At 69.7% G+C, this 14,431-nt stretch carries 12 protein-coding genes; 2 read left to right on the top strand and 10 right to left on the bottom strand.

Going from position 1 to position 14,431, the window contains the following annotated elements; translation table 11 throughout:
• Positions 1–163: 163 nt before the first annotated feature.
• From ACFYX0_RS34775 to ACFYX0_RS34735, 9 genes are all read right to left on the bottom strand, one after another.
• Positions 164–907: a LysM peptidoglycan-binding domain-containing protein gene (locus ACFYX0_RS34775; RefSeq protein ID WP_388976505.1), complete on the bottom strand. Its 744-nt coding sequence runs from the start codon at positions 905–907 to the stop codon at positions 164–166.
• 494 nt (positions 908–1,401) lie between these two features.
• Positions 1,402–3,105, bottom strand: coding sequence for a pyridoxal phosphate-dependent aminotransferase (locus ACFYX0_RS34770; protein ID WP_388976502.1), 1,704 nt, complete (start codon positions 3,103–3,105; stop codon positions 1,402–1,404).
• Positions 3,106–3,268: 163 nt separating this feature from the next.
• Positions 3,269–4,423 (bottom strand): aldose epimerase family protein, encoded by a 1,155-nt coding sequence (locus ACFYX0_RS34765; protein WP_388976500.1) that lies wholly within the window; start codon positions 4,421–4,423, stop codon positions 3,269–3,271.
• Between the two features lie 55 nt (positions 4,424–4,478).
• Positions 4,479–5,723: a multiple monosaccharide ABC transporter permease gene (gene mmsB / locus ACFYX0_RS34760; RefSeq protein WP_355907389.1), complete on the bottom strand. Its 1,245-nt coding sequence runs from the start codon at positions 5,721–5,723 to the stop codon at positions 4,479–4,481.
• A complete protein-coding gene (mmsA, locus tag ACFYX0_RS34755) occupies positions 5,720–7,270 on the bottom strand; it encodes a multiple monosaccharide ABC transporter ATP-binding protein (protein ID WP_388976497.1) in 1,551 nt (516 codons plus the stop codon). The genes mmsB and mmsA overlap by 4 nt, the downstream gene beginning before the upstream one ends.
• Before the next feature lie 42 nt (positions 7,271–7,312).
• Positions 7,313–8,422: a multiple monosaccharide ABC transporter substrate-binding protein gene (gene chvE, locus ACFYX0_RS34750; protein ID WP_388976494.1), complete on the bottom strand. Its 1,110-nt coding sequence runs from the start codon at positions 8,420–8,422 to the stop codon at positions 7,313–7,315.
• A gap of 49 nt (positions 8,423–8,471) precedes the next feature.
• Positions 8,472–9,437 carry a hypothetical protein gene (locus tag ACFYX0_RS34745; RefSeq protein ID WP_355907397.1) on the bottom strand — a complete coding sequence of 322 codons (966 nt, stop codon included), beginning with the start codon at positions 9,435–9,437 and terminating at the stop codon, positions 8,472–8,474.
• Between the two features lie 129 nt (positions 9,438–9,566).
• A complete protein-coding gene (locus ACFYX0_RS34740; protein WP_388976491.1) occupies positions 9,567–10,571 on the bottom strand; it encodes a zinc-binding dehydrogenase in 1,005 nt (334 codons plus the stop codon).
• Entirely contained in the window at positions 10,568–11,725 is a 1,158-nt protein-coding gene (locus tag ACFYX0_RS34735; protein WP_388976488.1) for a mandelate racemase/muconate lactonizing enzyme family protein, read from the bottom strand. The genes ACFYX0_RS34740 and ACFYX0_RS34735 overlap by 4 nt, the downstream gene beginning before the upstream one ends.
• 201 nt (positions 11,726–11,926) lie before the next feature.
• On the opposite strand from ACFYX0_RS34735, the gene ACFYX0_RS34730 reads away from it, so the two are divergent.
• Complete coding sequence (locus ACFYX0_RS34730) at positions 11,927–12,706, top strand: hypothetical protein (protein ID WP_388976486.1); 780 nt, start codon at positions 11,927–11,929, stop codon at positions 12,704–12,706.
• A 69-nt stretch (positions 12,707–12,775) separates the two neighbouring features.
• Here the strand turns inward: ACFYX0_RS34730 and ACFYX0_RS34725 are convergent, their stop codons facing one another.
• Positions 12,776–13,228, bottom strand: a complete 453-nt coding sequence (locus tag ACFYX0_RS34725; protein ID WP_311698270.1) for a MarR family transcriptional regulator — start codon at positions 13,226–13,228, stop codon at positions 12,776–12,778.
• Between the two features lie 106 nt (positions 13,229–13,334).
• Between ACFYX0_RS34725 and ACFYX0_RS34720 the strand changes: the two genes are divergently transcribed.
• Positions 13,335–14,357, top strand: coding sequence for an NADP-dependent oxidoreductase (locus ACFYX0_RS34720; RefSeq protein WP_355907409.1), 1,023 nt, complete (start codon positions 13,335–13,337; stop codon positions 14,355–14,357).
• Positions 14,358–14,431: the final 74 nt, after the last annotated feature.

The following is a 14,431-nucleotide window of genomic DNA, read 5'->3' as shown; positions in this document are numbered from 1 at the left end:
CGGGCTTTAAACTTGCCCCCCGGTGGGGCTGTGGGCCGCCCCCGCAAACCGCGCCCCCCCGGGGGGGGGCGCCCGGGGGGGGGGGGGGGTTTTGGTTTTTGGGGGGGGGGGGGGGGGGGCCCCCCCCCCCCCCCCCCCCACCCCGTATCACGGTTCAGGCCTGTCAGTAGGGGCCGTTCACGTTGTCGATCGAACCGTAGCGGTGGTACGCGTAGTTGCACGCGGCGGTGATGTTGGCGACCGGGTCGTAGATGTTCCACGACGTTCCGGCCACGTGGTACGCGTTGAACGTCGGCTGGATCACCTGGAGCAGTCCCTTGGAGGGGATGCCGGCCGCGGCGTTGGAGTCCCACAGGTTGATCGCCATCGGGTTGCCCGAGGACTCACGGATCACATTGCGGTAAATGCCGTTGTAGCTTCCCGGAATGCCGTTCTGCTTCATGACCGCCAGCGAGTGCTTGATCCAGCCGTCCAGGTTGTTGGCGTAGCTCTGGACCGTGGCGGGGGTCGCGGTGGTCTTGGCGGGGGCGGTCTTGGCCGGTGCGGTGGCTGACCCGGTGGGCAGGGTCAGGACCTGGCCCGGCTGGAGGACGTAGGGGCTGAAGAGGTGGTTCGCCGTCGCGATGGCGGGCCAGCCGCCGGGCACCTTGTGGGCGCGGGCTATGGAGGCGAGGTGGTCGCCGGGCCGGACGGTGTAGGTCGCGGCGGTGACCTTGGCGGCGAGGGCCGACTTGATGGCCTTGGTGGCCTGAGCGGCCTTGGTGGTCTTGGTGGCCGGGGCGGCCTGGGCGGCTACGGCCGTTCCGAACAGGGCCGTGCAGGCCAGGGCGAAGGTGCCGACGGTGACGGCGCCACCGGCGGAGAACCGGCGTGTCCGGGACAAGCGCTTAGCGGCGTGACGGGGCATGGTGCGGTCCTCATTCCAACGGATTGCATCGAGCGCAGTTGCCGGTTCCCCTCGGCAATCAGCACCGCATTTCGTCTTGCGTCGTCCTGCGGCGGGCTCATTCTTAGCCGTCGGGAATAACTAAACAATTCCCCCTTTTACTAGGTTGCTTAGTTGGAGGGGCGCGTCGGAACCGGATTCCCGTGCGGAATCCGCAAGATTTAAGGGCCGCGTAAAGCACTAGGGTGCTTCGTAAGTGAAGTGCATCACGCCGGATGAAAATCGGGAATTGATGCTTTGCTATCGCACTTAGCTAACAATTCGGATTAAAGGTCTCAATGGCGCGAGAGGCGATAAAGCGGTACTTTGTGATTCATAGGTTTAAATCGGGCATATGGTGACGATGGAACGGCCGCATACGACGAACGCCGTCGGCGGCCACGAGGGAGTTCCTCGTGGCCGCCGACGGCGTCCGGTGCGCTACGGCCGCGTGGGCCCGGTGGGGGCCTGGCGGCTCAGCCGACCTGGTTGTACATCGCGCCCGCCGCGGGCCAGCCCGTGGGCTCCGGGACCGGCTCCGGCTGGGTGCGGCCGCGTACCTGCGCGGCCGTGAGACCGCCCGCGGCGGGCATGCCGGGCATGCCGCGCCGGTTCTGGGCGGCCGCCGCGAGTCCGGGCAGACCCGTCTGCGGAACGGCCTGCAGACCGGCCGCGGGCGCCGGGACGAACCCCGGGGGCATGGCGGCGGCCGGGACCATCCCCGGCGGCGGGGCCATCGGCAGCGGAGCGGGAGCGGAGACCGGAGCGGCCGCCGCGGGGACGGGCATCGGCGCGGGGACCGGGGGAGGGGCCGGGACGGCCATGGGGGCGGGGACCGGCAGCGGAGTAGGCGCGGGCGCCGGGGCGGCGGCGGCCGGCACAGGCACAGGCGCGGGCGCGGGCGCCGGCGCGGGGGCCGAGCCCGGGGCCAGCTGCGGCATCGCCGCGGCCTGGGCGGCCAGCGGCAGCCCCGTCCCGTTGGTCTCGCTGACCAGCCGGTCCACGGCCGCCGTGCCCGAGCTGTAGCTGGTCCCTGTGCTCAGCTCGGGCACGGCGGTTCCCCTCCTGGCCCCGTAGAGCACCTGTTCCAGGGCGGACACCAGGCGACGCACGTCCACCTCGGGGCGCACCACGAGGCGCAGGAAGCGGCTGGATGAACCGATCTTGTTGCCGCACTCGCGCACCAGGATCCGGTGCTCGGCCAGCAGCCGGTCGCGGACCACGGTGCCCTCGGCACCCACCGGGAGGCGCACGAAGAGGAAGTTGCCCTGGGACGGGTAGACCGTCAGACCGGGCAGCTGGGAGAGCTGGCGGGACATCTCCAGGCGGTCCCGGCGGACCTGGTGCAGGCTCTCCAGGTACTCGGCGCCGTGCTCCTTCAGCATGAACACCACGTGCTCGGCCAAGGAGTTGAGGTTCCACTTCGGCAGCATCGAGCGGATCTTCTGCGCGAGCGCGGGGTTGGCGACCAGATAGCCGAAGCGGATGCCGTGCAGGCCGAAGTTCTTGCCGAGGCTGCGCAGCACGATGACGTTGGGCCGCAGCACGGCGTCCTGGACGACGCTGGGCTCGTTCTCGGCGTCCGCGAACTCCAGGAACGACTCGTCGATCACGATCAGGTCCAGGTCCGCCATCGCGTCCATGAACTGCACCAGAGCCTGCCGCGGCACGAACCCGCCGTCGGGGTTGTTGGGGTTGCAGATGACGGCGACGCGGGTGCCGCGCTTGCGGATGAACTCGGAGTACTGGGCCAGGTCCAGGGCGAAACCGCTCGACTCCTGGAGCGGGAACATGTCGACCCGCTTGCCGGTCTCCATGGGCTGGTCGGTCCAGCGGCCGAAGGTGGGGACGGGGACGGCGAGGGACTCGCGGACCAGCAGATGGTCGATCCAGGTGATCAGCTCGGTCGAGCCGTTGCCCATGGCCACGCACTGCGGCGGCAGCTGGAGCAGATCGCACAGCTCGGCCGTGATCGTGTCCGCGCTGCTCGGGTAGTACGTGATGATCTCGCGCAGCCGGCCGGCCATCTCGTCGTACATGGCGGGCGTCGGGAAGTAGGGGTTGCACGGGATGCAGAAGTCCACGGGCCCCGTTCCGTCGCCGCCCTCCCGCGTCAGCGCCGCCATCGAGGGGCTGTGCGCCGTCGCGCTGCGGAACAACGAGGCGACGTTGTCGGCCATGGAACCTCCGTATGAGCGGGCCCGGTGGGGACGGCGGGTCCGTTGTCCTGGGGTGGCCCGCGCGGGGGAGCGCGGGCCACCCGTTCATACGGATACGGAGGGGGTATTGTTCAACCGGTGTGAAACGAGTGTGACTTCGGGAACCGGTGCCATCGCCGGTGCGTCAGGCGCCGAACGTGTGGATCGTCGTCGACCGGTACGTCTGCCCGGGCCGCAGCACGGTCGACGGGAAGTTCGCGTGGTTGGGCGAGTCCGGGAAGTGCTGGGTCTCCAGGCAGAGCGCGTCGCCCTGGCGGTAGGTGTGGCCGCCGGTGCCGACGAGCGTGCCGTCGAGGAAGTTGCCCGAGTAGAACTGCAGGCCCGGCTGGTCGGTGGCGATCTTCAGGGTGCGGCCGGAGCGCGGGTCGCGGAGGGTCGCGATGTGCTCGGGCCGCGCCGTGATGCCCTTGTCGAGGACCCAGTTGTGGTCGTAGCCCTTGGCCTGCACCTGCTGCACATGGCCCGCCCGGATGTCCCGGCCGATGGTCTTGGCGTGCCGGAAGTCGAAGGGGGTGCCGGCGACCGGGGCCAGCTCGCCCGTGGGGATCAGGCCCGAGTCGGTGGGGGTGTAGCGGCTCGCGGCGATCGTCAGCTCGTGGCCCTCGATGCCGCCGGTGCCCTCGCCCGCGAGATTCCAGTAGGTGTGGTTGGTGAGGTTGACGACGGTCGGCCTGTCGGTGGTGGCCTCGTAGTCGATGCGCCAGTCGCCGTGCCTGGTGAGGGTGTACGTCACCGTCGCCCTGAGCGCGCCCGGGTAGCCCATCTCGCCGTCGACGCTGGTGTAGTGGAGGTGCAGGCCGACGTCGGAGCCCCGGGTGAACGGCTCGACGTCCCAGATGTGCTTGTCGAAGCCCTGCGTGCCACCGTGCAGGCTGTTCACGCCGTCGTTGACGGACAGCTGGTAGCTCCTGCCGTCCAGCGTGAACCGGCCCTGGGCGATGCGGTTGCCGTAGCGGCCGATGAGGGCACCGAAGTACGGGGTTTTCGCCACGTAGTCGCCGATGTCGGCGAAGCCCAGGGAGACGTTGGCGTAGCGGCCGTGCCGGTCGGGGATCTCCAGGCCCTGGACCACACCGCCCCAGTTCAGGACCTTCAGGCGGGTGCCGCCGTTCTCCAGCGACCAGCGGTAGACCTTGGTGCCGTCGGCCAGTTTGCCGAAGGGTTCCCTCACCGGCTTCCTGCTTCCCGAGGCGGCCTGCGCCGTGCCCGTGCCCAGGGTGGTCGCGGCGATACCCGCTGCCGCGGCGCCCGCGATGACCGTGCGTCTGTTCAGTTCCATGTGCGGCTCCCGTGAAGGACGGGCCCCGCCGCCGACCGGCGGGGCCGGAGCTGACTTACGAACCGGACTTGCGCTTGTTCCACACGTCGAAGCCGACCGCCACCAGCAGGGCCAGGCCCTTGATGACCTGCTGCCAGTCGGTGCCGACGCTGAGGAGGTTCATGCCGTTGTTCAGCACGCCGAGGACGAGACCACCGATGATCGCGCCGAGGACGGTGCCCACACCGCCGCTCATGGACGCGCCGCCGATGAACGACGAGGCGATCGCCTCGAGCTCGAAGTTCACGCCCGCCTTCGGCGAGGCCGCGTTCAGCCGGGCGGCGACCACCAGACCGGCCAGGGCCGCGAGCACGCCCATGTTCAGGAAGACCTGGAAGGTGACCCTCTTGTCCTTGACGCCGGACAGCTTCGCCGCCGGCAGGTTGCCGCCGATGGCGTAGATGTGGCGGCCGAAGACGGCGTTGCGCATCACGTAGCCGTAACCGACCACCAGGACGCCGAGGACGATGAGGATGATCGGCGCGCCGTTGTAGCTGGCGAGCAGCATCGTGAGGGCGAGGATCGCGGCGACCAGGGCGACGAGCTTCAGCGCGAACAGCCGCGCGGGCAGCACGTCCAGGGCGAACTCCTGCTGCCGGCGCCGGTCGCGCACCTCCTGCCACACCACGGCGGCGATCAGGACGAGACCGAGCAGCAGCGTCAGGTTGTGGTAGTTGGTGTTCGGGCCGACCTCGGGCAGGAAGCCGTTGCCGAGCTTCTGCAGCCCGTCCGGGAACGGGCCGAGGGTCTGCCCCTTGAGCAGGATCTCGGTGAGCCCGCGGAAGAGCAGCATCCCGGCGAGGGTGACGATGAACGACGGTATGCCGAGATAGGCGATCAGATAGCCCTGCACCGACCCCGCGACCGCGCCCACCAGCAGGCACAGCACCAGGGCGATCGGCCACGCCACACTGTGCTGCACCGTCAGCACGGCCGCGAACGCGCCCACGAACGCCGTCAGCGAGCCGACCGACAGGTCGATGTGCCCGGCGATGATCACCAGCATCATGCCGATCGCGAGGATCAGGATGTAGCTGTTCTGCAGGACCAGGTTGGAGACGTTGCGCGGCAGCAGCAGGTCGCCGCCGGTCCAGATCTGGAAGAGGACGACGATCAGGCCGAGCGCGATCAGCATGCCGTACTGCCGCATGTTGCGGCGCAGGCCGTTCAGCATCAGCCGGAGCAGGCCGTCGCCCGTGGCCGATCCGCTCCTGCCCGGCGGCGCGGGGGCCGGGGTCTTGGCGGTCACATCCGTGCTCATCGGGTTACCTCTTTGTCCTTCGTCATGTGGCGCATCAGCACTTCCTGCGTGGCCTCGGCCCGCGGCACCTCACCCGTCAGCCGTCCCGCGGCCATCGTGTAGATGCGGTCGCACATGCCGAGCAGCTCCGGCAGCTCGGAGGAGATGAAGACGACCGCCTTGCCCTGCGCGGCCAGCTGGTCGATGACCGTGTAGATCTCGTACTTGGCGCCCACGTCGATACCGCGCGTGGGCTCGTCCAGGATCAGCACGTCCGGGCCGGCGAAGATCCACTTGCTGAGGACGACCTTCTGCTGGTTGCCTCCGGACAGCTTGCCGACCGGCTCGAAGACGGTCGGCGCCTTGATGTTCATGGACGTGCGGAAGCCCTCGGAGACCTGGCGCTCCTCGTGCTCGTCGACGATCCCCCGCTTGGCGACCTTGCCGAGCGCGGTCAGCGAGATGTTGCGGTTGATGGTGTCGATGAGGTTGAGGCCGTAGTGCTTGCGGTCCTCGGTGACGTACGCGATGCCGTGCCCGACCGCCTCGGCGACGGTCTTCGTACGGATCTCCTCGCCGTCCTTGAGGACCGTGCCGCCCGCGTACCGGCCGTAGGTGCGCCCGAAGACGTTCATCGCGAGCTCGGTGCGGCCGGCGCCCATCAGCCCCGCGATGCCGACGATCTCCCCGCGCCGTACCTCGATCGACACGTCGTCGACGACCTTGCGCTGCTGGTCGATCGGGTGGAGCACGGTCCAGTCGCGGATCTCCAGGGCCGGCGCCGCGTCCGCCGCTCCCTCGTACGGCGTGCGCTCGGGGAAGCGGTGGTCGAGGTCGCGGCCGACCATGCCGCTGATGATCCGGTCCTCGGTGGTCTCCGGCGCCTTCACGTCGAGCGTCTCGATGGACTGCCCGTCGCGGATGATCGTCACCGAGTCGGCGACCCGGCGGATCTCGTTCAGCTTGTGGGAGATGATGATCGAGGTGATGCCCTGGTTCTTCAACTCCAGGATGAGATCGAGGAGTTTGCCGCTGTCCTCGTCGTTCAGGGCCGCCGTCGGCTCGTCGAGGATGAGCAGCTTCACCGATTTCGACAGGGCCTTGGCGATCTCCACGAGCTGCTGCTTGCCCACGCCGATGTCGGTGATCCGGGTCTCCGGGTGCTCGTCGAGGCCGACCCGGCGCAGCAGTTCGGTGGCGTGCCTGAGCGTGTCGTTCCAGTTGATGAATCCGCGGGTGGAGTGTTCGTTGCCGAGGAAGATGTTCTCGGCGATGGAGAGATACGGCACCAGCGCCAGTTCCTGGTGGATGATGACGATGCCGTGCTGCTCGCTCGCCCGGATGTCCCGGAAGCGGCAGACCTCTCCCTCGAAGAGGATGTCCCCCTCGTAACTGCCGTGCGGGTGGACGCCGGAGAGGACCTTCATCAGGGTCGACTTGCCGGCGCCGTTCTCCCCGCAGATGGCGTGGACCTCGCCCCGCCGGACGGTCAGATTGACGTCCGACAGCGCCTTGACGCCGGGAAAGGTCTTGACGATCGAGCGCATTTCCAGGACGGGTCCCGCCATGGTCGTGCCTTCCAGTCGTTGCGGTCGGTGGGGGTGCGTCGGCTACTTCAGCTGGGCGTCGGTGTAGTAGCCGCCCTTGACCAGGACGTCCTCGTAGTTGGTCTTGTCGACGCTCACCGGCTGGAGCAGATAGGCGGGGACGACCTTGGTGCCGTTGTCGTAGGTCTTGGTGTCGTTGGTCTGCGGCGTCTTGCCGTTGAGGGCGTCGTCGACCATGGTCGCGGCGACCTTGGCGAGCTGGCGGGTGTCCTTGTAGACGGTCTGCGTCTGCTCACCGGCGATGATCGACTTCACCGACGCGAGCTCGGCGTCCTGGCCGGTGATGACCGGCAGCGGCTTGCTCCCCGAGCCGTAGCCGTCCGACTTCAGCGCGGACAGGATGCCGATCGAGATGCCGTCGTAGGGCGAGAGCACCGCGTCGACCTTGCCGCTCTTGTAGGCGGAGGTGAGGACGTCCTCCATGCGCTTCTGCGCGGTGGTGCCGTCCCAGCGCAGCGTGGTGACCTGGTTGAGCTTGGTCTGGCCGGACTTGACCACCAGCTCCTTCTTGTCGATGTACGGCTGGAGCACGCTCATCGCGCCGCCGAAGAAGTACTTGGTGTTGTTGTCGTCGTTCGACCCGGCGAACAGCTCGATGTTGAACGGGCCCTTCTTGCCGCTGTCCAGGCCGAGCTTGTGCACGATGTACGTGCCCTGGAGCACGCCGACCTTCTCGTTGTCGAACGAGGCGTAGTAGTCGACGTCCTTGGTGCCGAGGATCAGCCGGTCGTAGGCGATGACCGGGATCTTCGCCTGGGCGGCCTGCTGCAGCACGTTGTTCAGCGACTTGTTGTCGATGGCCGCGATGATCAGGCCCTTGACGCCCTGCGTGATCAGGTTCTCGATCTGCGAGACCTGGGTGTCCGGGTCGTCCTCGCCGTAGACCAGCTTGGTCTTGTACCCCTTGGACTGGAGGTCCTTGACGACGTTGTTGCCGTCGTTGATCCAGCGCTCGGAGGACTTGGTCGGCATCGCGATGCCGATGGTTCCGCCCTTGGCGCTGCCCGTGTCCTCCTTGCTGCCGCCCGAGCCGTTCTGGCCGCAGGCGGTCAGGGTGAGGGCGAGGGAGGCGGCGCCGGCTATCGCGGTGAGAGCGGCTCTGCGAGTACGCATGCTGATCAGTCCTTGTTCTACTCGTCGTGGAGAGGGGGTGGCCGGCGGTTCAGGCGCCGGTGGGGAAGCGGTTGAGCGAACCGGGCAGCCGGGAGCCGAGCGGCGCCATGTCGCCGTCCGCGCCGTGCCGGGCGAGCAGGTCGAGAGCGAGCCGGCCGCGCCGCACCCGCTCCCGGGCGGTGTCCAGGGTCACGTCCCGCAGATGCGTCCCGTAGGGGTAGATCCCGGGCGCCTTGGACAGACCGAACTTCAGATACAGCGGTGCGCCGCGCCGGATCAGCTCGGCGACCTCGTACATCCGCACATAGCCGCCGAGGTCGTCGGGGGCCTCGATGTACATGTCCATGGGGGCGGCGGAGACCCGCCGGATCTCCGTCAGGTGGTGCAGTGTCAGATCGCTGGGGACGTTGACCGAGTCGGCGCCGAGCCGCTCGTACACGGCGTACGAGGCCGGATTGACCGGGCCGACCAGTGCCGAGACCTTCAGGGTGGTGTCGGCCGGGATGATCCCCTCCTGCCGGGCGCGGTGCAGGGTCCACAGCACGCCCTCGTCGGCGACGAGCAGGCACTGGACGCCCAGCTCGGTGGCTCGTACGGCGTCCTCGACGCAGCCGGCCACCGCGTCGTGGCCGCGCGCCCGCAGACCGGCGCCGCGCGAGTCGGAACGGACCGAGCCGCCGATGTCCCAGGTGCCGCGCGGGCCGGTGAACAGGCACAGTTCGATGTCGCGTGCGCGGGTGGCCTCGACCATCTCGGTGATCTCGGCGTCGGTCAGCATCCATATGCCGCTGCCCTGGCTGATCCGGTGGATCGGCACGTCGAGCCGCGAGGACTCCTTGAGGACCACCGCCAGCGCCTCGGGCCCCTCGCACGAGGGGATCTCGGTGCGCCAGCGGCCGCCTCCCGGGAAGGTGTGCGGCGAGGCGTCGGCGGAAGAGAGCGCGGGCCCGGCCAGGCCGAGCGTGGCGAGGGCCTGCTCACCGGGCCTGCGGGCGGCGGTAGCGGAGTCGGTCACGAGGTGTCCTTCGTGTTCGGCGTGTTCGGTATTTCGAACATCGTTCGTGGCTTGGGGTGTGGGAGGGCCGGGCCCACGCCGGTACGGAGCTGTCAGGTGACTCCGTACCGGCGTACGCCTCCGGAAGCGTCAAGGCCGCAGCAGGACCTTGCCGACCTTCGGATCCCCGGCCCCCACCAGCTCGATGGCCGCTGGGAACTCGGTGAGCGGCAGCTCGTGCGTGACCAGCGGCAGCGGATCGAGCAGCCCGGCGCCGAAGACCCGCACCGTGTGCGCCCAGGCGTCCGGCGGCGCCCCGAACACGGTGTGCACCTCCAGCTGCCGTACGACGAGGTCGGTGGGGTCGAGTCCCTCGGCGCCCGGCGCCGGGATGCCCGTCAGGACGAGGCGTCCGCCGCGCCTGAGCAGACCGGCGGCGGTGCGCGCCGCGGACGCGGACCCGGCGGTCTCGACGACGACGTCGATGTCGTCGGGGAGCGCCTGGTCCCGGGTGCGGAAGTCGGTGGCGCCGAACTGCCGGGACAGGGCCTCGCGGTCCCGTCCGCTGCCGACCACCAGCAGGGCGGCCGGGGAGACGGCCGTCAGGAACTGCACGGCGAACATGCCGAGCGTGCCGGTGCCGACCACCGCGACCCGCTCACCGGGCCGCGCGTTCGCCTTGAGTGCGGCGGCCGCGATGCAGGCGGCGGGCTCCAGGAGAGCGGCGGCGGTGAGATCGGCGTCGTCCGGCAGTACGTGCAGCAGCCGGGCCGGCAGGGTCAGCGTGGCGGCCATCGCGCCGGGCTGGGTGAAGCCGGTCTCCTCGTACCCCGAGGTGCACAGCGTCGTCTCGCCCGCGTGGCAGCGGTCGCAGACCTGGCAGTTGCGAAAGCCCTCCCCGACGACCTTGCGGCCGGTCAGCGACCCCGGCACCCCGGCGCCGACGGACCGGACGGTGCCGGACCACTCATGACCGGGGGTGAGCGGATAACGGACATATCCCTCGGGCCGGTTGCCCTGGTACACCTCGCGGTCGCTGCCGCAGATGCCGACCGCGTGCACGTCGACCAGCGCCTCACCGGGACCGGGATCGCGCGGCGCGTGCGCCACGAGCCGGTGCTCGCCCGGCGCCTCGACGACGACCGCGGTGCTCACTTGGCGCCCTTCGGCCGGCGCTGCTCCCAGCCGTCGGCCCACAGATCGAACCGGGCCTGCTGCTGCGGGAACTCCGCCGCCGCGTCGGTGTCCAGTTCGACCCCGAGACCGGGGGCGTCGGAGAGGTGGAAGTAGCCGTCGACGACCTCCGGCGCGCCCTTGACCACCTTCTTGATCTCCGCGTCGGCGAAGTCGTTGAAGTGCTCCAGGATCTTGAAGTTCGGCGAGGTGAAGCCGACCTGGAGGGAGGCGGCGGTGAGCACGGAGCCGCCCACGTTGTGCGGGGCGACCAGCATGTAGTGGGTCTCGGCGGTGGCGGCCAGCTTCCGGGTCTCCCAGATGCCGCCGATATGGCCGACATCGGGCTGGAGGATGTCGGCGGCCTGGTTCTCGAACAGCTCCCGGAACTCGATCCGGTCGTGGATGCGCTCACCGGTGGCGACCGGCAGGTCCACCTTCTCGGCGACCTTCTTCAGCGCCTTGAGGTTCTCCGGCGGCACCGGCTCCTCCAGCCAGGCCGGCCGGAAGGGCGCCATCTCCTTGGCCAGCCGGACGGCGGTGGCGGGGGAGAAGCGCCCGTGCATCTCCAGCATCAGCTCGGCGTCGGGCCCGATCGCGTCCCGGACCGCCTCGATGAGGGACACCGAGTAGCGGGTCTGCTCGTGGTCCAGTTCGAAGTGCCCGGTGCCGAAGGGGTCGATCTTCAGGGCCCGGTAGCCACGGGCGACGACCTCCGTGGCGGCCTTGTGATACGCCTCCGGGGTCCGCTCGGTGGTGTACCAGCCGTTGGCGTAGGCCTTGACCCGGTCGGTGACCTTGCCGCCGAGCAGCTGCCAGACGGGGACGCCGAGGGCCTTGCCCTTGATGTCCCAGCAGGCCATCTCGACGACCGCGATGCCGGACATCACGATCTCGCCCGCGCGGCCGTAGTCGCCGTACTTCATGCGGCGGACGAGGTCCTCCACGGCGAACGGGTCCGAACCGAGGAGGTGATTGGCCTCCGCCTCCCGCAGATAGCCGATCAGCGCGTCGGTGCGGCCCAGCATCCGGGTCTCGCCGACTCCGGTGAGGCCCTCGTCGGTGTGCACCTGAACGTATGTCAGGTTGCGCCACGGCGTCCCGACCACGTGTGTGCTGATTCCGGTGATGCGCACGGCAGTTGCCCCTCCGCTGTTCGAGATTTCGTCACGCGTTCGAAATGTTGGCGTGACAGTAAGGAGGGGGTGTGGGGGGTGTCAATGGGGCGCACTGGTAACGGTTTCGGCAAGACTTTCGAGAGTTTTTTCGGTTCCCCACAGAACATTCACCGTCCGGCCTAGGAACGTGACGTCTGCGGAACTTAGTCTTCCGGCGTCATGGACTACTGCCTCCCGTGCCGAAGGCACCTCAACGGCGCCCTCGCCTGCCCGGGGTGCGGCACTCCGGTCGAGGAACTGCGTGCGTACGCCGACAACGGCGACGCACGCCCCATCGAGCACGCCCCCCACGGTGACGACGGACGCGACGACAGCGGGTCCGACGACGAGGCGTCCGCCGAGGACCGCGCCGCGCGACCCGGGCGGGCGCAGAACCGCAGGCGCGCCCAGGGGCGCGGTGCGGCCGGTGACCGCGACGACGGCCGTGACACGCGCTCCGGCCGTCGCGACCGCAAGGCCGCCGCGCACCGGCGGCGCCGGCGGCGGGTGCTGTTCGTGGGTGCCGGGCTGCTGCTGGCGGCGGGCGGGCTGAGCCTGGCCGAACTCGGCGTCGAGGCCCCGGGAGCCGCCCCGAAGGCCGCGACCGCCGGGGACGAGACCGCGGACGGCGGTGCCGCCCCGGGGGAGACGACCGGGCCGTCCAAGGGCGCCGCGGGCGCGGGGACCGGCGGTGCGGCCTCCGCGTCGGCCTCCTCCTCCGCCTCCCCGTCGGCGTCCGCCTCCGCGAAGGACAAGAAGTCCGACAAGGACAAGGGGAAGGGCGGCGTCACCCCGTCGGTGACCCCGGCCGGGCTGCCGGGCCGCCCGGATCCGACGCCCACCGCGACGGCGACCACGGCCCCGAGCGCCCCGCCGACGGCGCATCCGACACCGACGAACCCGCACCCCACCCCGTCGCCGACGAAAACGTGCAATCGGTTCCTCTGGTGGTGCACGTAGGTCCTGGCTCCCGGCGCTCGGCGGCGCGATCCGTGCGAACGGCCGCGGGGGCGGTCGTAGAGGCGGTCGTCATTCCTCGTTCTGGGGGGCGTCCCCCAGCATCCGGCGCAGGAGGTTCCGCAGGGACAGCTGTTCCTCGTGAGACAGCCCGGCGAGGGGTTCACGGGCGAAGTCGAGGGACTCCCGCAGGCCGCGGGCCACCCGGCGGCCCTCCGCCGTCGCCGCCGCGACCTTCACCCGGCGGTCCGCCGGGTCCGGGCGGCGCTCCACCAGCCCCCGCGCCTCCAGCCGGTCCACAATGCCGGTGACATTGGACGGCTCGCACTTCAGCTTCTGCGCCACCCTCCGCATCGGCAGCGGCTCCAGCGACAGCAGCCCCAGCAGCCGCGCCTGCGCCCCGGTGAGGGCGTGCTCGGCCGCCGCCTCCTCGTACTCCTCGTGGAAGCGGGCCACCACCGATCCGATGAGGTCGAGGACCTCCATCGTGAGGGGGTCCATCCGGGGTGTCTTCTGCGCGGCCATGCCTTCCAGATTACCTCCTTACTTGACACGCTGAAATATTTAGGAGCATGGTTGTTTCAGGTACTGAAGTATTCGTGCCGAATCTGCACGTGAGGAAAGGCCCCCCATGCCCGAGACCCCCGCCCTCCCCGCCGTCAGCCGTGAATGGCACCTGCTCAGCCGCCCCGTCGGCTGGCCCAAGCCCGAGGACTTCGGCCTCGTCGAGGCGGAGGTGGCACAGCCGGGCGAGGGGCAGCTGCTCGTACGGAACAAGTACGTCTCCGTCGACCCCTACATGCGCGGCCGGATGAGCGCGGCCAAGTCCTACGCAGCCCCGTACGAGCTGAACGAGCCCATGCAGGGCGGCGCGGTCGGCGAGGTCGTCGTCTCCAACGTCGAGGGCATCGAGCCCGGCGACCACGTCCTGCACTTCCTCGGCTGGCGCGAGTACGCGGTCGTGAACGCCAAGACCGCCGTCAAGGTGGACGCGGAGGCCGCGCCGCTGTCGACGTACCTCGGCGTGCTCGGCATGACCGGCCTCACCGCCTACGCCGGCCTGCTGCGCACCGCCGCCTTCAAGGAGGGCGACTCCGTCTTCGTGTCGGGTGCCGCGGGCGCCGTCGGCAGCCAGGTCGGACAGATCGCGAAGCTGAAGGGCGCCTCCCGGGTCATCGGCTCCGCCGGCTCGGACGAGAAGGTCAAGCTCCTGCTCGAGGAGTACGGCTTCGACGCGGCCTTCAACTACAAGAACGGGCCGGTGAGCGAGCAGCTGCGCCAGGCCGCCCCGGACGGCGTCGACGTTTACTTCGACAACGTCGGCGGCGACCACCTCGAGGCCGCCATCGGCTCCCTCAACCGGGACGGACGCATCGCGGTCTGCGGCATGATCTCGGTCTACAACAACACCGAGCCCGCGCCCGGCCCGAAGAACCTGTCCCGCCTCATCCAGACCCGCGGCCGTATCGAGGGCTTCCTCGTCGGCGACCACTACGACCTGCAGCCGCAGTTCGTCCAGGAGGTCGGCGGCTGGGTCCGCTCCGGCGAGCTGAAGTACCGCGAGACCGTCGTCGAGGGCATCGAGAACAACCTGGAGGCGTTCTTCGGCGTCCTGCGCGGCGACAACATCGGAAAGATGATCGTCAAGCTCTGACCGAAGCCGTGACGTGCGCCGACCAGGGTCGTTGCGTACGACGGAGGCCGCTCCCTTGGACGTGGGGTGCGGCC

The sequence above is a fragment of the Streptomyces sp. NPDC002573 genome (assembly GCF_042889625.1).
Lineage (GTDB): Bacteria > Actinomycetota > Actinomycetes > Streptomycetales > Streptomycetaceae > Streptomyces > Streptomyces gibsoniae.
This window is presented reverse-complemented; position numbering and strand designations above follow the sequence as displayed.